Source organism: Croceivirga lutea, assembly GCF_014235875.1.
GTDB lineage: Bacteria > Bacteroidota > Bacteroidia > Flavobacteriales > Flavobacteriaceae > Croceivirga > Croceivirga lutea.
Map to the genome: position 1 here is coordinate 447078 of NZ_JACJUK010000003.1, position 22813 is coordinate 469890.

General features: G+C 33.5%; 17 protein-coding genes. 7 read left to right on the top strand and 10 right to left on the bottom strand.

The window, feature by feature from the left end; genetic code table 11:
* Window positions 1-16 precede the first annotated feature (16 nt).
* Both H5V42_RS08310 and H5V42_RS08315 read right to left on the bottom strand, forming a co-directional pair.
* Window positions 17-1504 carry a GH3 family domain-containing protein gene (locus tag H5V42_RS08310; RefSeq protein ID WP_185782676.1) on the bottom strand — a complete coding sequence of 496 codons (1488 nt, stop codon included), beginning with the start codon at window positions 1502-1504 and terminating at the stop codon, window positions 17-19.
* A gap of 1 nt (window position 1505) precedes the next feature.
* Window positions 1506-2375, bottom strand: a complete 870-nt coding sequence (locus tag H5V42_RS08315) for a M23 family metallopeptidase (protein WP_185782677.1) — start codon at window positions 2373-2375, stop codon at window positions 1506-1508.
* Between the two features lie 159 nt (window positions 2376-2534).
* On the opposite strand from H5V42_RS08315, the gene H5V42_RS08320 reads away from it, so the two are divergent.
* The 3 genes from H5V42_RS08320 (at window position 2535) to H5V42_RS08330 (ending at window position 7227) form a co-directional block, all read left to right on the top strand.
* A complete protein-coding gene (locus H5V42_RS08320) occupies window positions 2535-2708 on the top strand; it encodes a Sec-independent protein translocase subunit TatA/TatB (protein WP_229665608.1) in 174 nt (57 codons plus the stop codon).
* A 181-nt stretch (window positions 2709-2889) separates the two neighbouring features.
* Window positions 2890-4872, top strand: a complete 1983-nt coding sequence (locus H5V42_RS08325) for an OmpA family protein (protein WP_185782678.1) — start codon at window positions 2890-2892, stop codon at window positions 4870-4872.
* A 189-nt stretch (window positions 4873-5061) separates the two neighbouring features.
* Window positions 5062-7227, top strand: coding sequence for an OmpA family protein (locus H5V42_RS08330; RefSeq protein ID WP_185782679.1), 2166 nt, complete (start codon window positions 5062-5064; stop codon window positions 7225-7227).
* Here the strand turns inward: H5V42_RS08330 and H5V42_RS08335 are convergent.
* The 3 genes from H5V42_RS08335 to H5V42_RS08345 form a co-directional block, all read right to left on the bottom strand.
* Window positions 7211-8197 (bottom strand): DUF4837 family protein, encoded by a 987-nt coding sequence (locus H5V42_RS08335; protein WP_185782680.1) that lies wholly within the window; start codon window positions 8195-8197, stop codon window positions 7211-7213. The two genes, H5V42_RS08330 and H5V42_RS08335, sit on opposite strands and share 17 nt — an antisense overlap.
* A 133-nt stretch (window positions 8198-8330) precedes the next feature.
* The gene (locus H5V42_RS08340) at window positions 8331-9923 is read right to left on the bottom strand and encodes a LysM peptidoglycan-binding domain-containing protein (RefSeq protein WP_185782681.1); all 1593 of its coding nucleotides are present in this window, start codon (window positions 9921-9923) and stop codon (window positions 8331-8333) included.
* Between the two features lie 109 nt (window positions 9924-10032).
* A complete protein-coding gene (locus tag H5V42_RS08345; RefSeq protein ID WP_185782682.1) occupies window positions 10033-11223 on the bottom strand; it encodes a phosphoglycerate kinase in 1191 nt (396 codons plus the stop codon).
* Between the two features lie 134 nt (window positions 11224-11357).
* Here H5V42_RS08345 and H5V42_RS08350 point away from each other — a divergent pair, with 134 nt between their 5' ends.
* Both H5V42_RS08350 and H5V42_RS08355 read left to right on the top strand, forming a co-directional pair.
* Entirely contained in the window at window positions 11358-12509 is a 1152-nt protein-coding gene (locus tag H5V42_RS08350; protein WP_185782683.1) for a DNA polymerase III subunit, read from the top strand.
* A gap of 8 nt (window positions 12510-12517) precedes the next feature.
* Window positions 12518-12913, top strand: coding sequence for a DoxX family protein (locus H5V42_RS08355; RefSeq protein ID WP_185782684.1), 396 nt, complete (start codon window positions 12518-12520; stop codon window positions 12911-12913).
* Window positions 12914-12964: 51 nt separating this feature from the next.
* Here the strand turns inward: H5V42_RS08355 and H5V42_RS08360 are convergent, their stop codons facing one another.
* The 5 genes from H5V42_RS08360 to H5V42_RS08380 form a co-directional block, all read right to left on the bottom strand.
* Entirely contained in the window at window positions 12965-13465 is a 501-nt protein-coding gene (locus H5V42_RS08360) for an OmpH family outer membrane protein (RefSeq protein WP_185782685.1), read from the bottom strand.
* Window positions 13466-13526: 61 nt separating this feature from the next.
* Window positions 13527-14354, bottom strand: a complete 828-nt coding sequence (locus tag H5V42_RS08365) for a class I SAM-dependent methyltransferase (RefSeq protein WP_185782686.1) — start codon at window positions 14352-14354, stop codon at window positions 13527-13529.
* A 45-nt stretch (window positions 14355-14399) separates the two neighbouring features.
* Window positions 14400-16268 (bottom strand): tRNA uridine-5-carboxymethylaminomethyl(34) synthesis enzyme MnmG, encoded by a 1869-nt coding sequence (gene mnmG, locus H5V42_RS08370; protein WP_185782687.1) that lies wholly within the window; start codon window positions 16266-16268, stop codon window positions 14400-14402.
* A 4-nt stretch (window positions 16269-16272) separates the two neighbouring features.
* Complete coding sequence (ybeY, locus tag H5V42_RS08375; protein ID WP_194336958.1) at window positions 16273-16701, bottom strand: rRNA maturation RNase YbeY; 429 nt, start codon at window positions 16699-16701, stop codon at window positions 16273-16275.
* Window positions 16685-20119 (bottom strand): DUF4175 family protein, encoded by a 3435-nt coding sequence (locus tag H5V42_RS08380; protein ID WP_185782688.1) that lies wholly within the window; start codon window positions 20117-20119, stop codon window positions 16685-16687. The genes ybeY and H5V42_RS08380 overlap by 17 nt, the downstream gene beginning before the upstream one ends.
* 138 nt (window positions 20120-20257) lie before the next feature.
* On the opposite strand from H5V42_RS08380, the gene gltX reads away from it, so the two are divergent.
* Both gltX and H5V42_RS08390 read left to right on the top strand, forming a co-directional pair.
* The gene (gene gltX / locus H5V42_RS08385) at window positions 20258-21763 is read left to right on the top strand and encodes a glutamate--tRNA ligase (protein ID WP_185782689.1); all 1506 of its coding nucleotides are present in this window, start codon (window positions 20258-20260) and stop codon (window positions 21761-21763) included.
* Window positions 21764-21818: 55 nt separating this feature from the next.
* Window positions 21819-22748 carry an SPFH domain-containing protein gene (locus tag H5V42_RS08390; protein WP_185782690.1) on the top strand — a complete coding sequence of 310 codons (930 nt, stop codon included), beginning with the start codon at window positions 21819-21821 and terminating at the stop codon, window positions 22746-22748.
* Window positions 22749-22813 lie beyond the last annotated feature (65 nt).

Consider the following 22813-nt stretch of genomic DNA (forward strand, 5'->3'; position numbering starts at 1 on the left):
AAAAAAGAATATTTCTTTATACGGTTGAAAGCTTGTCTACAACACTTCTATCATTGGCTAAACGTTGTACTTTATTTTGCCCTCCAAGTTTTCCTTTGGATTTCATGTATTCCAAAAAACCATTTTTAACAACCTTACTAATTTTTAAAGTCTGCAACACTTTACCGTCAATCAAATCAAGATAGTAACTGTTTTGTGTCTTCATTGAAGATTCCAGTGTTTTTAAAAATAGGGTTAAATCATCTGGTTCTCTTTCAAACTCTATAAACCATTCATGATACGGCAACTCACCATTTGGGTTTGTTTGAGGGGCTACAGTAAACTCACTTACAATAGCATTTGTAGCTTCAATAGCTTCTTTCATTGCTTGCTCAACTTCTTTGGCAATTACGTGTTCACCAAATGCAGAAATAAAATGTTTAATTCTTCCTGAGACTATTATTTTATAGGGGTTTGTAGAAATAAACTGAACGGTATCTCCCAAATTGTAAGCCCATAGTCCTGCATTTGTGCTAATTACCATAGCATAGTTCACGCCAACCTCAACTTCACCAATGGTATATCTTTTTGGTTTGTCATCAAAGAATTCTTCCGCCTTTACAAATTCATAAAATATACCAGAATTCAACAATAGAAGCATTCCTTTCTCCTTTTGAGAATTCTGATAAGCAAAAAAGCCTTCACTCGCCGGAAACAGTTCAATACTATCAACCTTTTTGCCCATTAGTTCTTCGAACCTAGAACGATAGGGCTCATAATTTACCCCTCCATAAATGAACAATTGAAAGTTTTTAAATAAGGTGGTTATTTTCTTATTTGATTTGTTTTGAAGTCTTTCAAAATACATTTGCACCCAAGACGGAATACCTGCAATAACAGTCATATCTTGGTTTATAGTTTCTTCAACTATCTTGTCAACTTTTGTTTCCCAATCTTCAATACAGTTGGTTTCCCAACTAGGTAGTCTATTCTTTTGCAAATAGTTAGGAACGTAATGAGCGGAAATACCGGATAATCTTCCAGTTTTTATTATTCCGTCTGTATCGAGAATAGGGCTTCCTTGAAGAAATATCATTTTACCATCAACAAATTTAGAATTACCCGTCTCGTGAATGTAATTTAAGATGGCATTTCTAGAAGCGTTGACCTGATTTTTAATTGAAGATTCAGTTATGGGTATATATTTTGCCCCTGATGTAGTACCTGAAGTTTTTGCAAAATAAAGCGGTAATCCTGGCCAAAGAACATCTTTCTGTCCGTCCTTAATTAGAGACACATAAGACTTTACATCTTCATAATCTCTAATGGGAACTTTTGATACAAAATCGTCGTGGGATTTTATACTACCAAAGTTATGGTCTTTACCAAACTTGGTTGTGGCACCTTCGGCAATTAAATGCTGAAAGGTTTGTTGTTGTGCTTTAACTGGACTGTTAATCCATTTTGCGTCTTTTTTTGCAATTCTTGAGGCAAAGACTTTAGCTGCTAGTGATTTTAAAGACATTTTAATTAAAATCTATATAATCAACGGGGTTTACTGGAGTGCCGTTGAACCATAATTCAAAATGCAAGTGCGGCCCAGTCGTTAATTCACCAGTATTACCAACACTAGCCACAACTTCTCCGGCGACAACTACATCTCCTTGTACTTTATTTAAAGAACTATTGTGCTTGTAAACCGATAGCAAACCGTCTTTGTGTTCAACCAATATTACGTACCCTGTTTGGGATGTCCACTCGGCAAAAATAACCCTACCGTTTGCTACTGACTTTACTGGACTATTAGCTTTGGCTACAACATCAACAGCAAAGTGTTTTTTTTCTGCATCAAAACTATTAGAAATAGTTCCAGTAACAGGTGGAAACAAGATAAGTGATTTTGTATCTCCTTCTCTATCGAAAAGATTATATTTATCTTCTAATTCTACTTCTTGTCTTAATTGCAAGTCTTCTTTAATAGGTCTTAAATCAACAGTTGAAGGGTCGAGTTTATATTCAGCAAACAGCGAATCTCTATTAGCTACACTATTTTCAATTTCACCTCTTAAAACCTTTCTTACATTGTCTAAATACTTATTGGTATAATTTAAAACAGTTACCAGTGAATCAGTTTTATAAGTAAGGGCAGTTGCTTGTCTTTTTAAACGGGTCGACGAATATCCTGGAATATACTCACGTAATGGCGTAAAAGCAATTAATAAAGTAGTCAACCCTATCAAAACTATAATAAATAGTGTTCCAGACACAAAAACATTAAGACGGCTGAGCTTAAAGGAAATTTTTTCTTCAAAGGTGCTCTCATTTAATATTACCAAACGATACTTATGAAGTAACTTCTTTTTAATACGCTTACCCTTTTTGACCTTCTTTGCCATAAGCAACAAAGATATACTTAGAATTTAATTTGAACGCATAGGCAAAAGTTGTTAAGAAATATTTAAGGTAAAATCTATACTTTTTTTCTCATAATACGTTTATTCCTCTACTATCCATAACTTTGTTTTGTATTTTTACATTCTATAATTAATTGAATTATGATGTTTTTAGGTATGATTGGACCTTGGCAAATTGCACTAATAGTTGTAATTGTGCTATTGTTATTCGGAGGAAAAAAAATTCCAGAATTAATGAGAGGGCTTGGTAGTGGTATTAAAGAATTTAAAGATGCCTCTAAAGAAGATGAAAAATTAGAAGATAATAATTCATAAAAAATAGAACTAGTGTTCTTTTTAAACTTCTTTACACAAAACACAACCCTCTAAATCATTAGTTTACACTTCTTATTTTACATTTCACAACAAAAAGTATTAAACACTTTGGTGTAATAGTACTTTAGCTCCCTAGTTTCCCGCATCAAATAGTTTAGGGAAGTTCCTCAAACAAAAAATAATGAGGTTGTTATTTGTCATAATATTAAGTTTCTTATCACACACGGTTGTAGGTCAGACAATTACATCACTAGATATAGATGAGTCAGAATTACAATCGAACAGTGCTATTGCAGAATCTTCTAGTAAATCTATTTTTTCTAGAGGACCGCAACGTTGGTTAGAAGATGCTAATTACTATTTTGAAAACAATTGGTATGTTAAAGCTGCAGAACTTTATATTCAATCTTTAGAACAATACGAAAGCTTACAAAGTCAAGAGAATTTAGAACGTCTAGGCAAGTGTTTGTATGAATTAAACGCTTATGAAGATGCTAACTTTTGGTATAATATTCTTTTTGGCAAGTTTAAAGAAACGGCAAGTCTAGAAGCTAAACTTAATTACATACACACATTAAAAGCTGTTGGTCAGGTAAAAGAGGCAGAAACCATATTACGATCTATAACTAAAGAAAAACTTACAGAGTCAGTTAAAGATTTTTCTCCCATTTTTCAAAACGAATATGTTGTAAAGAATTTAAAATCTAATAGCAAATACTCTGATTTTAGTCCCACATATATTGCTAAAAACAAAGTTGTATTTGCTTCAGCTAGAGACTCTGGTTTTCTAAAAACCAGACGGTATAAAAGAAATAATCAACCTTTTTTAAATTTATATGCCGCTGATGAAAATCAAGAAAACAAGGAGCTACAAAATGTGAGAAAATTTTCTTCTAATATTAATTCTAAATTTCATGAAGCTGCTTTAGCCATTACACCAGATGGTAAAACAATCTTCTTTACAAGAAACAATTACAAGAAGAAACTTCGTAAAGACAAAAAAGGAACCAATCACTTAAATCTATTTGTTTCTAAATTAATAGATGGTAATTGGTCTACACCAGAACGTGTTCCGTTTAATAGTGATAATTACTCTGTGGGTCATCCTACTGTATCCTTAGATGGCAAAAAATTATATTTTGTTTCAGATATGCCAGGAGGCTATGGAGAAACCGATATTTATCAGGTAAACATTTTAGACGACGGAACATATTCAGAGCCTATAAATTTAGGTGCAGAAGTCAATAGTAAAGACAAAGAAATGTTCCCTTTTGTGTCCAATAATAGACTTTATTTTTCTTCTAATAAAGCGGATGGCTTTGGTGGATTAGATGTATACATTTCAAATTTTGTTGAAAACAAGTATAGCAATCCTATAAATCTTGGTGAAAAATTTAATAGTAATAGAGATGATTTTTCATTTGTAGTAGATGAAAATAATGAAAAAGGATATTTTGCCTCCAATAGAAAAGGAGGTAAAGGAGACGACGATATTTATCATTTTTATTTACATAAAAAAGCAAAATCTTTTAGTGCTATAGTAGGTAATATTTATGAGCAAATCTCTGGAGACAAAATTGAAGGTGTAGAAATTGAGTTGTATGATGATAATAATAATCTTTTAGAAACAACAACCACAACTAGCTCTGGAGTATTTACATTTAAAAACTTAGAGCAACACAAGTCATACACCATAAAAACAACTTCAGAGCAATATTTACAAACAAACCAATCAGTATATATAGCTGACCAAAAGCGGGTAATGGCTGATGTGCCTTTGAAAACAATGCCAACGCCTGAAATATTACTAGTAGGAAAGGAAAATATATATTTTGATTTTGATAGTTCAAAACTAAATAATGAAGCCATAGCAAACCTACAAGAGATACTAGCTCTTAAACAACAATACCCTAACATGCGTATTGAAATTGCATCTTATACAGATAGTAGAGGTAGTAACCTTTACAACCAAAAACTTTCAGAAAGAAGAGCAGAAAGCACGCAAAACTATCTACTTGAACACGGCATACAAACAGATAGAATTATTAAAGCTATTGGCTATGGTGAAGAAAAGTTAGTTAATGGTTGCGATGATAATACCAATTGTAGAGAGCAAGCTCATAGACTTAATAGACGTTCAGAAATAATAATCTATCGCGAATAGTTTGTAGTACATTTCTTGCAGTTTGATTTTCAAGCTTTTGACACCATTCAAATTAAGATTTACAATAACTAAGCGTTAACCTACAGTTCTATTCCTTTCACAACATATTTTTATTAGTTCTACAAATAGAATCTACTTTCGATAATGTGATTAAAACAACAATTATCTCAAGCCCCCATAAAGTAAACTATGATGAATGTAAGAGCGATTTTATTTTGGCTGTTGTGTAGCTTTTTAGCAAATGGGCAAGTTACTTCTCTAGAATTTGAAGATGAAGATACAGCAACAGAAACTTTTTATGATGAATATGCGCAAAGAGATTTTGAAAGTGCAGTAGACTACACTAATAGATTATATTTATCTGCAGAGGCAAGTTTTAACAAAATGAGATTTGCCCAGTCTGCAAGGTTATTTGATAAGGCCATAGCAAATAAAAATATTGCCCCTACTGTAGATATGATTCAAATGGCAGGTGATGCCAACTATTTATCTGGCGCTATGGATAAAGCCGCTAAATGGTATGAAAAGCTTGAAGAAATTCAAGGTGACTCCATGACTAACGAAACTATATATAAGTTATCAAAAATCTTAAAATCCACTGGTAGAAATCAAAAAGCCGCTCAATTAAATACATTACTCCAAAAAAAGTGGAAAACTGTTTATTTAAACAGCAGTAATAAAACAAACGCGCTTGCTCAAAGTAAAGATGGCATTAAGGTTTTAGAAAACCTTAGTAGCAATACTGCTGACAAAGAATTTGCACCAATTATACTAAATGGTACAGAATTGATTTTTGCTTCTGATAGAAGCACTAAAGAGAAAACAGGTCGCTCAGATGTACAAATAGATTTATTCAAGGGAACTGTTTTAGATGAAGAATATAAAGTTGAAGAAATAGAAAAACTTTCAAATACTATTAATTCTAAATTTCAAGAGGCAAGTGTTGCTTTCTCTCCGGACGGTAACACCATGTATTTTACCAGAAATACCAACAAGAAAATTAAAAAAGCTGACGGTGAAAAAGCAAAGCTCCTAAAAATATACAAATCCAATTTTGAGAAAAATAAATGGTCTAAGCCCAGAGAATTATCGCTAAACAGCAATAAATACTCAAACGCCCATGCAACTATTTCACCTGATGGTTCAAAAATGATTTTTGTTTCAGACAGAGAATCTAGTTTGGGAGAAACAGATTTGTATATGGTTACAATTAACAAAGACGGTACATTTTCTGAGCCAGAAAACCTAGGTGAAGAAGTAAACTCCGGGCAAAAGGAGCTATTTCCTTACTTTAATGGTAGTACTTTATATTTTTCTTCTAACAGGGAATTAGGAGTGGGTGGACTAGATATTTATAAATCAGAATACATTAACGGCAAATTTACTCCAGTCGTAAATATGGGAGCTCCAATTAATAGCGACAAAGATGACTTTTCATATGTTTTAAAATCCGATAATAACAGTGGGTACTTTGCTTCAAATAGAGATGGCGGAAAAGGTGGTGAAGATATTTACTATTTCGCCATTGGAAAAAGTTCAGTATACGACCCTTCAATATCAACCATAGATAAAGCAATCGTAAAGAATGCTTTAGTAATGAAAAAAGACCTTACAGCTGTTGAAAAATCACTAGCTGCAGAAAAAATACCAACTACTATAATCGGTGTTGTCTCTGATGATGAGACGGGCGAAGTGGTTAGAAACGCTGTCATTAAAATTTTTGATGAAAATGAGAAATTCATTGGTAAAATTGAAAGTGATGATTTAGGAAGTTTTGAATTTACAAGACTATATCAATACTATAACTACGTTTTGATTGCGGAGCACGTTGACTATAAAGTATCAACACCTTTGACCATTTTTACAGATATCCCAGAAAAAAATATCAATATTAGGATGTTTAAGGGTGGCACAGAGGTTGTAGAGAATGAAGAGTTAGTTGAAGACATACCTAATAAGCTAGAAATAGCACCTGTACTCGAAACTAACGTAAAACCTATCCTGAAGCAAAACATGATTTACTTTGGATTCGATAAACATTTAATCTCTGAAACAGCAAAAGCACAGATGGATGAGCTTTTAGTGTTATGGGAGCAGTTTCCTAATATGAAGATTAAAATTGAATCTCATACAGATAGCAGGGGTAAAGCATCTTACAACAAATGGTTATCACAAAAAAGAGCAAATGCAACAAAAGATTACCTAGTATCTCAAGGCATTTCTCCTGAGCTAATTGTTAGTGCTACGGGTTACGGTGAAGAACAGTTATTAAATGAGTGTTCAGACGGCGTAGTTTGCGATAGAAAAACTCACAGAATTAATAGACGTTCAGAGTTTATTATTCTTGATTATTAGTCCATTTAACCGTTTGTAAAATGGCATCTAACTCAAACATGTAATCTCTTTTTACCGTTGAAGGGGCAAATGCAAAACCTTCTAAAACAAGTTTTCTATTACTAGCTTTATCATTTATAATGTAGGTTAAAAATGGGCCCGCCATTGGATAACCATTAATTTCCCACATGCCCTTAGCCAATGCTCCTTTTTTGCCTCCTATTTCAGCAGGAAACAAGTATGGCGAAAAAGCTTTTTCTGTAACCATATAGGTATCTTCATATGGTCCAGGAACATATTTTTTACCAATTGAATCCCGCATTTTTACAATATCAGCAACAAAAGTGCTATCGTTTGAAAAGCTTTCGGATGGCATGCTATAGGCAATAATATTTAATGTACCTTTTGGTATTTGTCTGTCAATCCATACAAAATTATCTTCATGCTTACCCACCTTATAAGCAGATGGTATATCTAAATTAATCCCAAACTCTTCTTTTAATGCGGTTTCTTGATTTAAGGAACGTCTAAATCGTTTTTGGGCACCTTCTAATTCTGTAGCCTGAAATGATGCTATTGCATTTGAAGCAACAGCATCTAGATTTGATAAAATTTCAGCGTTGCTGGTTCCCTTTACAACTGCAATTTTCTGTGGACTTGCATAAACATCTGTTTTTACGTGACCTAAAGACAAGCTGTCTTTTTCTAAAAATAAGATTGACCTAGAATGCGTAACCGCTCCACTAAAAACAGGTGGCGGTACATGTGTTATTGTAAAAATTGGCTGTATTGGAGATAAACCCAAGGCAGGTTGCGCAAAATGTTCTCTTACGCGGTCTCCAACCTCTCCCTGCCACAAGTCACTATCCATAACAACCATAAGGGAGTTTACAGCACCTGTTGAAGAAGGTAAAAACCGTTCTTTTTGATTTTTCTCATTACAAGAGAAAGCCAATACACCCATACAAATAAGAACACACAATTTTTTCATTTTCAAAATTTAGTTGAACTAACTACAACCAAATAAAAGAAAACTAGCGCATTTATCTGTATAAAACCAAGTTAAATTGAGTCAACCATGTATTTGATTGCGTAAACTGATTAAGAATAGAAAGAAATCATTCTTAAGAGGAACAATCACACAATCTAAGTTTAGTTCCTGGTTTAAGCTTATTGTTTTCTAAACCATTCCATTTTCTTAAGTTATCTATTGAGATACCAGGATACTTTCTTGAGATTGTCCATAAAGAATCTCCACTTTCAACAATATGAATTTTTGAAGGGTCAGACGGCAATACAACCTTAGCTCTTGTTTTTCCATTAGATTTACTTGTAACTGTCTTGGCTACGACCGGTTTTCTTGGATAAATTGTTAACCGTTGACCTATTTTAAGGTTATTACTGCGTAAGCCATTCCATCTTCTTATTTGACTTACACCTACGCCGTAACGTTCTGCTATTTTACCTAAATAATCTCCGCTCTTAACTTTATAACGTATGCTATTTGGTGCTTCAACTAACTCCGGCAATGGTTCTTCCTGTTTTTCATTTTCTTGAGCCACAAAAGCGTAAATAGCCTCTTCGTTACTTACAAATTGCCCTAAATGCTTTCTAGGTAAACGTAATGCATAGTTTTTGCCATCAACTTTTGGAATCACATTTAATTTATATGCGGGGTTTAATTCCGCTAACTCTTCAACAGATATACCAAGTAAATTCTGAATTTGATTAAAAGAAATTGTTTGCTTCACATGAACCGTATCTGTTTCAAAATAAGGTCTTTCTGCTAACTCTTTTTTTAATCCATGCTCATCTGCATATTCAAACAAATACATTGTAGCTAAAAAAGAGGGCACATAACCTGCTGTTTCTCGTGGCAAAAACATTCTTAGATTCCAATAATTTCGATATCCTCCTGATCTACGTATAGCTTTGTTTACATTTCCAGGACCAGAATTATAGGCGGCAAGTGCCAAATCCCAATCACCAAAAATGCTGTGTAAAACGCCTAAATATTCACAAGCCGATTTAGTTGCCAAAATTGGGTCGTTACGCTCATCTACATAACTACTTACATCTAAACCGTATTGTTTGCCAGTAGCAAACATAAATTGCCAAAGCCCTTTTGCCCCTACTCTAGACCTTGCTTTTGGGTTTAACGCAGACTCTACAATAGCTAAATATTTTAGTTCTAATGGTAAGTCGTAATTATCTAGTTCTTGTTCAAAAAGTGGAAAATAGAACTGACTAACCGTAAGCATTTTTTCCATTAAAGGCCTTTTCTTCTTTAAAAAGTAGTTGATTACACTTTCTAAATGCGGATTATATTCAATATTAAAGGGAGTTTTAGAATTCAGGTAGGCCAATCTTGCCTTTAGTGTATCTGTTGGTAGTTTATTGAATTCTTCTTCTAGCTCACCAGTGTTATGAACTATAGAGTTCATTTCAAAGAAAAGCTGTCTGCTTTCGTGCAACTTAGCCAGCCACAAACTATCATATGTGTAAGCTTTTGCTAAGTCTTGAAGTTTAAACTCTTTTTGCGATTGTTCAATAACAATAGGTTCCTCTGCATCTAGCATTGGTTTGCTAGAAGCTTTAGTTTGTATAGTATCTAATACGGTAATTGTGTTTTTTACTTCAGTTGAATCTTGTTGCTGAGCAAAAGAAAAAGCAAAACATACTAAACAAAAATAATTGGTTAAAATAGTTCTATTCATGGCTAACTATGTCGTTAACAATTTGATGGCCAACGAAAATGCACTATTTTAACCAAATACGAAAAAAAATATGCCTTAAGGTGTAAAATTTAAGATTTACAGTCGAAAATTAACTTAAAATTGCCGCTATACCAGGTAAAACTCTTCCTTCTAAGCTCTCTAACATAGCACCACCACCAGTAGAAACGTAGCTCACTTTGTTTTCAAATCCAAATTGTTTAACTGCAGCAACTGAATCACCACCCCCTACTAATGAAAATGCACCGCCTTTGGTAGCATAATCAATGGCATTACCAACAGCTTTAGTACCATCTGCAAAGCTCTCCATTTCAAAAACGCCTACAGGTCCGTTCCAAAGTATAGTTTTGGAAGTGGAAATTACTTCTTTAAAGCTGTCTAAGGTTCTTGGACCTGCGTCTAAGCCTTGCCATCCATCAGGAATTTTGTCTACATCTACAACTTGAGTGTTGGCATCATTACTGAAATCATCAGCGGCAATAACATCTACCGGTAAATGAACAGAAACGTTTTTTTCTTTAGCTTTTTGTAATATTTCTAATGCCAGTTCCATTTTATCGTCTTCACAAATAGAATCCCCAACTTTGCCGCCTTGTGCCTTTATAAAAGTATACGTCATACCTCCACCAATAATTAGATTATCAACTTTATCAAGTATATTTTCTATGATGGTAATTTTAGAAGAAACTTTAGCTCCTCCAAGAATAGCAGTTACGGGTTTTTCACCAGTTTCCATTACTGTTTTAATAGCATTAATTTCTTTTGCCAATAAATAACCAAAACACTTATTTTCAGGGAAAAAATCTGCCACAATGGTTGTAGATGCATGTGCTCTATGGGCAGTGCCAAAAGCATCATTAATATAAATATCTCCTAATCTTGATAATTTTTCAGCAAAAGCTTTATCACCATTTTCTTCTTCAGCATAAAATCTTAAGTTTTCAAGAAGTAGTATTTCACCATTTTCTAAGCTTGAAGCTGCTGCTTCTGCTTTTTCACCAACGCAATCATCCACAAATTTTACTTGAACACCTATAATTTCAGAAACTTTATTTACGATATGCTTTAAAGACATATCCTCCTTAACCTGTCCTTTAGGCCTACCTAAATGACTCATTAAAATTGCACTGCCTCCATCTTCTAAAACCTTAAGTATAGATGGTTTTGCACCAACGATTCTACTTTCATCAGTAACATTTAGATCTCCATCAAGAGGTACATTAAAATCTACTCGAATTAATGCTTTTTTATTTTCAAAATTGAAGTCTTCAATAGTTTTCATGCGTGTGTATTTAGTTGAATTTTCAAATGTAAAGAATTCCCATTTCTATGTAACGTTAGCAAAAGGCTAAATTTCAAAATCTCAGCATTATCTAATGCAATGAAAAGCTCTTATATAAAAGTTATATTTGTTCAATGTTGTTTAGTAAAATAATAGGACAAGAGCACTTAAAAAAACATTTGGTATATTCTGCAGATTCTGGCCGAATACCGCATGCCCAGCTATTTATTGGCCCAGAAGGTTCTGGCACTTTACCTTTAGCTATTGCCTATGCTCAATACCTACTATGCCAAAACTCAAATGGAGAAAACCAAGGAATAAATGAAGCATGTAATGCTAAATGTAATTCGTATACCCATCCAGATTTACATTTTATTTTTCCAGTAGCTAATTCTGACAAAGTAAAAAGTCATGCTATAAGTGATGATTTTTTAAATGAATGGCGAGAGTTCTTAAATCAACAACCTTACGGAAATTTATTTGACTGGTACCAGCATATTGGAATTGAAAAAAAACAAGGTCAAATAGGCGTTGACGAATCTCAAAGTATCTTACGCAAACTAAGCCTTAAGTCTTATGAAGGTGGTTATAAGGTAATGTTAATATGGATGGCTGACCGTATTAATACAGCCGCATCCAATAAGTTACTTAAGTTGATAGAAGAACCGCCAGAAAAAACGGTACTTATACTAATTGCAGAAGATGAAGAAAAAATAATAAATACCATTCGGTCTCGATGTCAAATATTACACTTTCCTCCGATACCTGAAGCCCTAATTGCCAAGGCGTTAACAAAAAGAGGGCTAGATGAAACAAAAGCTACACAAATTGCTCATGAGGCTAATGGAAACTTAAATAAAGCCTTTGATTTAGCTGCAAACCGATCAGAAGATTTGGTTTTTGAAAAATGGTTTGTACAATGGGTAAGAACAGCCTTTAAAGCAAAAGGAAACAAATCCGCAATTCATGATCTTATACTTTGGAGCGAAGAGTTAGCTAAATATGGACGAGAGACACAAAAAAACTTTCTTTCGTATTGTGAAAGCATTTTTAGACAGGCTCTTTTACTAAATTATGGAGCAAAAGAATTAGTTTATGCAAGAATGCACGAAGAAGGTTTTGACCTTTCTAAATTTGCTCCATTTGTTCATGAGAATAATATACAACAAATCTATACCGAATTAGAAAACGCAAATTATCATATTGAACGTAATGGTAATTCTAAACTTATTTTTACAGATTTATCCATTAAACTAACTCGCCTTTTACACTCAAAGGCTCAATAATTTACATTATGCACATACATTTAGATAAAGCAGCTGAGCTTATATTATTACTTATGATAACTATTGTTTTTCTACAAAGTGGTATCGACAAAATTATAGAATGGAAAGGCAATTTATCTTGGTTAAAAGAGCATTTTTCAAAAACACCATTTAACAACGTAGTTCCCTCTTTACTTGGTGTCATCACAATATTTGAGGTAGTTACAGGTTTGCTAAGCATAGCAGGCTTTGTGCACATCTTACTTTACAACACCACTACAATAGGGTTTTATGCTGCCTTGTTGGCGTCTCTAACCCTTTTAATGCTCTTAGTAGGGCAACGAATCGCTAAAGACTATGATGGTGCTAAAACAATTGTAATTCACTTAATCGCTACATCCTTTTTAGTGTTTTTATTACAATAAACTAAAAAGGCCTCTAAACGAGGCCTTAAATTTCATTAAAAATCAAAACGACTACTTTGTATACTTGTCATTAAGAATTTTAAGTATTTCTTCTGTTAAATCGTCAGTATCTTTTCCGTAAAGCACACTGCCGCCTTCACCTCCACCAAGAATATAAGTATAACCATTGGCCTCCCCAAAAGCTTTTATTTCTTTCTTTACTTTTTTAATAACACTATCCATTTCTGTTTGACCAGCCAATTGTATTTCTCTTTCTTCTTGTTGAAACTGCTGCCCAACAATCTGACTTTTCTGCTGTAGTGCGCCTAATTGCTCTTGCATTTTTCGTTGAGAAAGACCTTTACTTTGTAAATCTTGATATTCAATTTGAATGGCCTTAGATAGGCTATCACCCTTTTTGGTTAAAACCTCTGCCCTTTTCTTATATTTTTCTTCAATATCAGCCTTTTCCTGATAGCCGTCCATTAATTCTACATTGTCTACAAACCCTATTTTTTGTTGTTGACAAGCTGCTAAGCTTAACAGTAAAAATGCTACACCTAATTTTTTCATTATTTTAATTTTAATTGCCGCGCTAAAATATAAAATAGAGTACGGCTTATGCACTTAAAATTTACTTTTTTCGCAATACATAAATCAATGAAGAATATTCACCTGAAAAAAGGGCTTTAATATTTGATAGTAAGCCAATTATGCCTCCTCTAAGCCAAATGAATCTATTCCCCTTATATTTTTCTGATAACATAGACACATAAAATGAATCAAAATACATAGGTTTAATCTCTACAACTTCAAAACCTTTTGGCTCAAATAATTTTTTAATAGAAGACTTAGAAAAATGCCATAAATGCCTCGGAGTATCATAAGCTGCCCAATATTCCTTATAATATTTTGCATCATAAGAATTATAGTTTGGAACGGCTATCACCAAACCCCCACCGGGGTTGACCAATTTACTTAAACCATCTATTTGTGCTTCTAAATTGGGCAAATGTTCCAGAACATGCCAAAGAGTTACTACGTCAAAATATTCGTTTGATACATTTTCTAGAGAACATTCTAGTTCTAAACCTTTATTAGCAGCGTGTTTTAAGGCTGTGGCATTTGGCTCAACCCCTTTAATTTGCCAGCCACTGTTTTTAGCTTTAAGAAGGAAATCCCCAGTACCAGCACCAATATCTAAAATTCTATTATTAGCAGACTTAAATCTATTGATTAGCGAAACCTTACGATTAATAGAAAACTCTTTAACTTTCTGGTAAAGCCAAGAAAACAAACCTTGTTTTTTATCTGTGTGCGAAATGTAATCTTCGCTATCGTAGTATGTTGATAAATTATCTGGTACAGGATTAGTACATAACATGTCTAAATCGTTGTTTTTTAACAACTTAAATACTTCTTTGGACTTAAAATAATCTTTGGTGACTATATGTTCTTTCAACAGAATCTACTTAATTATATACCTTGTTCCACGTGGAACCCCAATTTATCTACCTAAATAGACCAGCAACACGCTTATATCTGATGGAGACACTCCACTTATACGTGAGGCCTGAGAAATAGTTACTGGTTGAATTTCTTGTAATTTCTCTCTTGCCTCATACGAAAGTGACTTTAGTTTAGCGTAGTCAAAATTAGAAGGAATCTTAACATTTTCTAACCGATGTAACTTATCTGCGTTGTTTTTTTCCTTTTCAATATAACCTGAATATTTGACCTGAATTTCTGTTTGCTCTAAAACTTCTGTATCTAACCCATTGTTTGTTACATAGTTAGAAACCTCTTCTAATTTCAACATATGGTTCATTGTCACCTTTGGGCGAGAAAAAACCTTAAACATTTTATCTGCCTGCGATACTTTGGCCGTGCCAACTTCTTCTAGAATAGTATTCATTTCTTCAGGTTTGAAGCTTGTTTTCTTAAAGAAATCAACAAAATTAGAAGCTTCTTTGTGCTTTTCTTCCATACGCTTAAGCCTATCAACTTTAGCTAGACCTATATCAAATCCTTTGGGAGTTAAGCGTAAATCAGCGTTATCTTGCCTTAATAAGGTTCTATATTCAGCTCTAGACGTAAACATTCTGTACGGTTCTTCTGTGCCTTTAGTAATTAAATCATCAATCAATACACCAATATAAGCTTCGTCTCTTTTTAATATAAATGGTTCTTTCTCTTTTAATTTTAAATGCGCATTTATACCCGCCATTAATCCTTGTGATGCAGCTTCTTCATAACCTGTGGTGCCATTGATTTGACCGGCAAAATAAAGATTGTTAACTAGTTTTGTTTCTAGTGTATGTTTTAACTGCGTTGGTGGAAAGTAATCGTACTCAATTGCATAACCCGGTCTAAAGAATTTCACATTTTCAAATCCTTTAACTGATTTCAAGGCTTTATACTGAACATCTTCTGGTAGAGAAGTTGAAAAACCATTTATATAATACTCCACTGTATTCCAACCTTCTGGTTCAACAAATAATTGATGTCTATCCTTTTCTGCAAACCTATTAATCTTGTCTTCTATAGAAGGACAATACCTTGGACCGATACTTTGAATACTGCCATTAAACATTGGTGATCTATCAAAACCCTCACGCAATAAATCATGCACAACTGTACTTGTATGCGTCATATGACAATCTCGCTGTGTACTTAACTTTGTGGTATCTATGTAGGAAAATTTTTCGGGTTTTTCATCACCGGGCTGCGGTATCATAACTTCGAAATTCAACGATCTTCCATCTACCCTTGGCGGTGTACCAGTTTTCATTCGACCGGTATCAAAACCAATATCTACTAATTGTTCTGTAATACCAGTTGCTGCACGTTCTCCTGCTCTACCTCCTCCAAACTGTTTTTCACCTATATGAATTAACCCATTTAAAAACGTTCCATTGGTAAGTACTACAGACCTACTATAAATGTCTACTCCTAGCGAAGTTTTTACGCCTACAACATTATTATCTTGTATCAAAAGACCAGAAACCATTTCTTGATAAAAATCCAAATTGGCTGTTCTTTCTAAAGCCAATCGCCATTCTTCTGCAAAACGCATTCTATCATTTTGCGCGCGAGGACTCCACATAGCTGGTCCTTTAGATTTGTTCAACATTTTAAACTGTATGGCTGATTTGTCGGTTACAATTCCGCTGTAACCGCCAAGTGCATCAATTTCTCTAACAATTTGACCCTTTGCGATACCACCCATGGCGGGATTACAGCTCATTTGACCAATGTTTTGAAGATTCATTGTCACCAAAAGCGTTTTTGAGCCCAAATTCGCGGCGGCAGCAGCCGCTTCCGCGCCTGCATGACCGCCGCCTACCACGATAACGTCATATTTTTCTCCGAACATATAGCTAATGTTCCACGTGGAACAGTTTAATAAATTCAACTTCTTTTCTTCTCATTGTTCTTTTTTCATCATCCGATGCATCTTTATATCCCAACAGGTGCAATAACCCATGCGCCATAACGCGTTTAAGTTCTGTCCTAAAATCAACCTCAAACAAATCAGCATTCTCTTTTACTCTATCCACAGAAATTATTATGTCGCCATAAATTCTATTTCCTTTACAATCATCAAAAGTTATTATATCGGTAAAATAATCATGGTTTAAAAAACTTTTATTGATTTCTAATAGATAATCATCGCTACAAAAAACATAAGATAGTTTACTCACGTGTTTGTTATAAAAGCTAGCACAATCACCCAACCATTTCCTATACTGAGCTTCATTCTCTAAACGGAAGTCTACCAAATACTCAAAATTAATCTCGGTTTTCAAAATAACCTTTCACCTTTTTTTGCAAATTCTGCTGCAAAGGTAGTGCTTGTCTATCTAAAATTTCTATTAGTGGTGAACCATCAGATTTGGGCAATAAACTTCTTCTTAGAGAATTATCGAATTCTTTGGTGTTTGATACACTTTCCCTCTTCTTTTTTCGACCTTGTTTTAATGCGGCATTTTCAAGTTTTAATAACTGATGTTGTATGGTATTTAATTTATTTCTGGTGGATTGCGTTATCCCATTTTCTAACAAATCGTTTTCAAATGCCTCCATTTGTAGCGTTAACTTTTTAGCAAGATTTTTATCTGATGCATTAATAAAATTTTTTAACTGCTTTTCTAGCATCGACCTAATTTGTTGTTGTTCCTTATATATTTCATATAACTCTTCTAAATTATTTTCAGAAACACCAATACCACTATTCTCCTTTTTAGAATTTAACTTGGAATTATCGCCTCCAGTTCCGTTTTGTCCATTCTTGGCATCACCTTTAGATGATTTGCCACTCTCTTTACCATCACCTTTTTTATCCGCAGCTTTAGTACCACTTTGCTTACCCTCACCAGTATCCTCTTTTTTGCCATTACCCTGAGCATTACCAGCTTTTTCCTTTAATTGTTGTTGTGCTTTAATAATGTCTGGCAATTGAAACCCATCTTGACTTCCTTGACCAGAACCATTACCAGACATCATACTTTGCTGCATGTTGTCTAAAAGTTTAGCCAAATATTCACTCAAGCTATTAGCTGCATTTAAGACGTATTGCTGGTACGAAGCGCCTTGAAAAATCTGATTTTCTGTAATATTGTCCAAGGATTTATCTATATTATAATACACCTCTGTTATTTGTTCATTCACAAATTCTGATAAATCAGGTTGTCTTAAAGAAAGCGCAAACAAACTATCGTCTACATGTTCAAACAACCCCCGTAAATCTTGTTGTTTTCTTACAACGAAAGACGTTTCATTTTCTATGAAACCAGATGCGCTTACTTTGTCAAACAATTCCTCTTGTTGAAAAGAAAATGTTACTAAATTATCTAAAATTTGACGTAACATCTCAGCGTCTTCAGTAATACTTGAACCGCCACCCATGGCTGCCGCCTGTTGCAAACCATTGCCCAATTGTTTCATCTTTTGAGCAGCAGACTTCATCTTATCTGAAGCACTCTTTTCTTTATCTTTTTCTTTTGTTTTACTTGAACTCTCTGAGTCAATATCTTTGCCCATGTAACTTAGAGATTCCTTTTGTTCCTGCTTCACCTGCTCTTGTAAATCTTCATCTATAGCAATACTCAAGGGTTTTTTTAATTCCTCATTCTCCTCTTTTAATTCTTTAAGTTCCTTGCTTAATTTATTATAATCATTATTTAATTGTTCTTGAGTATTTTTAATTTTCTCACTATTTAATAGGTTGTCTGTCTTTGATAATTTATCCTGTTTGTTTGCTAAATCTTCTAATTTCTTTGCCAATTGATTGGCCTTTTCTGTTACATAATATCGCTTTGTTAACTCTAACAATTGTTCTAAATTTCTTTTACCACTACTCTGTTTTTTAGACAGCTCTTCAAGTTTCGATTTTAATTCTTCTTTGTCTATTTTATCAGCAATTTTATTTAATTCCTCTAAAAGCTTTCGGTTTTTTTCAGCTTCCATTTCTTGCCTTTCCAGCCTTTCTTTTAACAACTGATTAAATTCATTAGCGCTTTCGGTTTTTTCAATTTGCTTTTTTAAATTTTTACTAAACTTTTTCATCAACGCTTCTTGATTCTGCTGACTTTCTAAAAACTTTTTTACTTCCTGTTTGTCTTCATAATCTAAACTTTCTGATTGACTTTGTTTCTCATTAAGTTGCTTTAGAACACTATGTTGCTCATTTGCCTTAGAAATTTCATTATCGAATTGTTTGACGGTAGTTTTATAAGCATCTAGTTCTTTTTCTTCTAATTCATTTTGATTAAACAATGAAGTTCTATAGGTCTGACTTTTTGAAACTTTACCGCCATGAATACCATCATTATCTTTTACCTCAAAATAAAGTTCATAATCTCCACTTTTATCTATATTCAAACCAGAAGGAAACTGATAGGCAAAAGACCCTACAGTTGAATTAAGCTTGCTTAATACCTTTTTCTTTTTTGAACTAGGGTTATTTAAAGGATAGTACCATAAAGCTATCTCTTTAACAGCGTAATCATCGGAAACTGTACCTTGAAAATCCAGCCTATTAAAGGTCAAAGAATCTTTTTTAAGAGTTACTTCTATATTCGGAAACTTGTCTTTTATCACAGAAACAGAATAATTCAAACTTTCGTAATTAGCAGCATTATTGTTTGATGTACTTACTTGATAATCCGTATTTGAATATACCCGTTTTTGAAAACTAAAATTATTTTCATCCTTATTAAAAGCAGCTATAGAGTCTGAATCTATAAAGACTATTTTGTCTGTATTACTAGTTTTAAATTGCCAATTGATTAAAGTTCCTTCAGGCACCTCTGTATTACCAGTACCAGAAATAGTTTGGTTTTCTTTATTTAGGTATATAGGATAAACAAGCCGAATGGAAAAGTCAGTTATTCTTGGAACACTTCCAATTACTAGATTATAAGTTCTTGAATTAAATCCTTCAGCTTCAAAATAAAATGACCCCGTTGAAGGTTCAACAAGATTATGGGTAAACAGATTGCTAGACTTAGCCATGAGGTACCTATTACCTTCATAAACTAAATACAATTGTGAGGGTTGAACTTTGCCTTTTGTCGACAGCTTTATTTCTACCTCTTCACCCTCTAAAAAATGAAGTTTATTGTTTTCTAACATAAAGGTGAATGGCGCTGGAGGAGTATAGGCTAAATCATAATTTTTAATTCTATTATAAGATTCTATAAAATTAGAAACATACCCCCCAATCCACAAAACACCAATTATTAGAGCTGGAATTAAAAGGTATTTTGCAAACCGTAAACTATCACGGAAGTCAACCGCCAAGTTAAAATTGATTCTACTTAATTGTTTGGATTTTTGATTAATAGATGCCAGCAACAAATCAGATTGTTTGCTATTAGAGGAAAGTTCCACTAAATTAAAGAGTTTATCATCTACCTCTTTAAAATGTTGGCCGATTAATAATGAGGCTTCTTTGTAATTAATTCCCCTTTTAAGACTAATTAAATAGAATAAAGGTGTTAGTATAAAACGATATAACAAAAAGCCTTCTATCAATACTAAACAAACCAATAACAAAAGTCTTCCTGTTTTGCCTAACCATAAAAAATATTCTACACCAGTGAACACGAGCCAAATTAATGTTGCTAACGTTAGAAATAAAAACAACCCTTTTAATAGCCTAAGGGTGTAATATTTTTTAATGAATTGATTAAGTTTTTCTAAAATTAAATTGAATTGAGCCATATAATTACACTAGACAACTTCAAGATATAATTAATACTGTAAGTCTTGAACTAATTAACCGTTAAAAGTTATGTAATACACTTAATGTTGTAACTAAAAGGGCTCTATGCTTATTGTATCTTTGCAAAAATTTAATTTATGAGTTCATCAATTCGAGTACGCTTTGCCCCTAGCCCTACAGGGCCGTTACATATTGGTGGTCTGCGTACCGCATTATTTAATTATTTATTCGCTAAAAAACACAATGGTAAATTTATTTTACGGATTGAAGATACTGATCAAAACAGATTTGTTGAAGGAGCTGAAAATTACATAATTCAATCACTAGAATGGATCGGTCTAACCATTGATGAAGGACCTACAAAGGGTGGTGCATTTGGGCCTTATCGTCAGAGTGAAAGAAAAAATATCTACAAAAAATATGCTGAACAACTTATAAAAGAGGGAAAAGCGTATTATGCATTTGATACCCCAGAAGAGTTAGATGGGCATAGAAAAGATCATGAAGAAAAAGGTAAAACCTTTATCTATAATTGGCATAATAGAGAGAAATTAACCAACTCAATAAGCTTAACTAAAGAAGAAGTTGATAATAAATTAACTACAGGTACACCTTATGTAATTCGTTTTAAATCACCGGAAAAACAAGAACTAACTTTACAAGATGAAATTAGAGGTGAAATAAAAATCGATACTTCTACCCTGGATGATAAGGTATTATTTAAGAACGACGGTTTACCAACCTATCACTTAGCCAATATTGTAGATGACCACTTAATGGAAATTACACATGTTATTAGAGGAGAAGAATGGTTACCAAGTTTAGCGCTACACCACCTATTGTATGATGCATTTGGATGGAAAAAACCAAGCTTTTCTCATTTGCCATTAATTTTAAAACCTACTGGTAAAGGTAAACTGAGTAAAAGAGATGGTGAAAAAGGTGGCTTCCCAGTATTTCCCCTAAGCTGGAAGGACTCAAAGGGTTACAAAGAATCTGGTTATTTTCCCGAAAGTGTGGTAAATTTTCTTGCCTTTTTAGGTTGGAATCCCGGTACAGAACAAGAAATGTTTTCGTTACAAGAACTTACCCAGGCTTTTAAGTTAGATAGAGTTAATAAATCTGGCGCACGTTTTGATCCAGACAAAACAAAATGGTACAATCAACAGTGGTTACAACGAAAACCAAATGCCGAACTAACCTCAGAATTTTTTGAGTTACTAAAAGAGAATAAATCCTTAACTAAAATACCTAGCTTAGCATACACAGAAAGTGTTGTTAACTTAATAAAAGAACGTGCAGTTTTTGTTAGTGACTTTTGGGAATTAAGTGATTATTTTTTTAAAGCGCCAGAGGAATTTTCAGAAAAAGCACGTAAAAAGCATTGGAAAGAAAACACGGCTTCCTTAATGCAACTAGCTTTAGCTATACTCAATTCAACTGAGCCATTTTCATCAAAAGTAATAGAGGAGAACATCAAAAACTGGATAACAAAAGACGAATTGTCTTTTGGTAAAGTAATGCCACCACTACGTTTAGCTATCGTAGGCGACCTAAAAGGTCCTCACTTATTTGATATTATTGAAATGATTGGTAAAGAAGAATCACTAAAAAGATTGCAGATAGCAATAGAATGCTTGTAACAAATACTAAAATATAACAACTAATAATAAAATCTTAATCTAAACACTGGTAATCATGGGTAACTTTTATCTTATTCCGTTAGTCTTTTTTGGGCTGCTTATTCTTTTTGCATCTTTCTTCATTGTAAAACAACAGACCTCCGTAATTATAGAACGATTTGGTCGATTTCAGAGTATTCGAAACTCAGGTCTCCAGATGAAAGTTCCTTTGGTTGATAGAATAGCTGGCAAAGTAACTTTAAAAATTCAACAATTAGATGTTTTGGTAGAAACCAAAACCCTTGATGATGTTTTTGTTAAACTAAAAGTATCCGTACAATATGTTGTACTTAGAGAAAAGGTTTATGATGCATTTTACAAACTTGAATATCCGCACGATCAGATTACTTCCTTTGTTTTTGATGTAGTTCGTGCTGAAGTACCTAAAATGAAATTAGACGATGTTTTCGTAAAAAAAGATGATATTGCCATTGCTGTTAAACGTGAGTTGCAAGAATACATGTCGGAGTATGGCTACGATATTATTAAAACTCTAGTTACAGATATTGACCCTGATGCTCAAGTAAAAGCCGCAATGAATAGAATTAACGCTTCTGAAAGGGAAAAAATAGCGGCACAATTTGAAGGTGATGCCGCAAGAATTTTAATTGTTGAGAAAGCAAAAGCAGAAGCAGAAAGTAAAAGATTACAAGGCCAGGGTATCGCTGATCAACGAAGAGAAATTGCTAGAGGTTTAGAAGAATCTGTCGAAGTACTTAACAAAGTAGGAATAAATTCTCAAGAAGCATCAGCACTTATTGTAGTTACTCAACATTATGATACGTTACAATCTATAGGAGAAGAAACAAACACTAATTTAATTTTACTTCCGAATTCACCACAGGCAGGTAGTGATATGTTAAACAATATGGTGGCTTCCTTTACAGCAAGTAATCAAATTGGAGAAGCAATGAAACTTCAAAAGAAAAAAGATAAAGAATCCTAAATTTTAAACTCAATAATAAAAAAAGCGTCCTAACATATTAGTTAGGGCGCTTTTTTAGTTAAAAA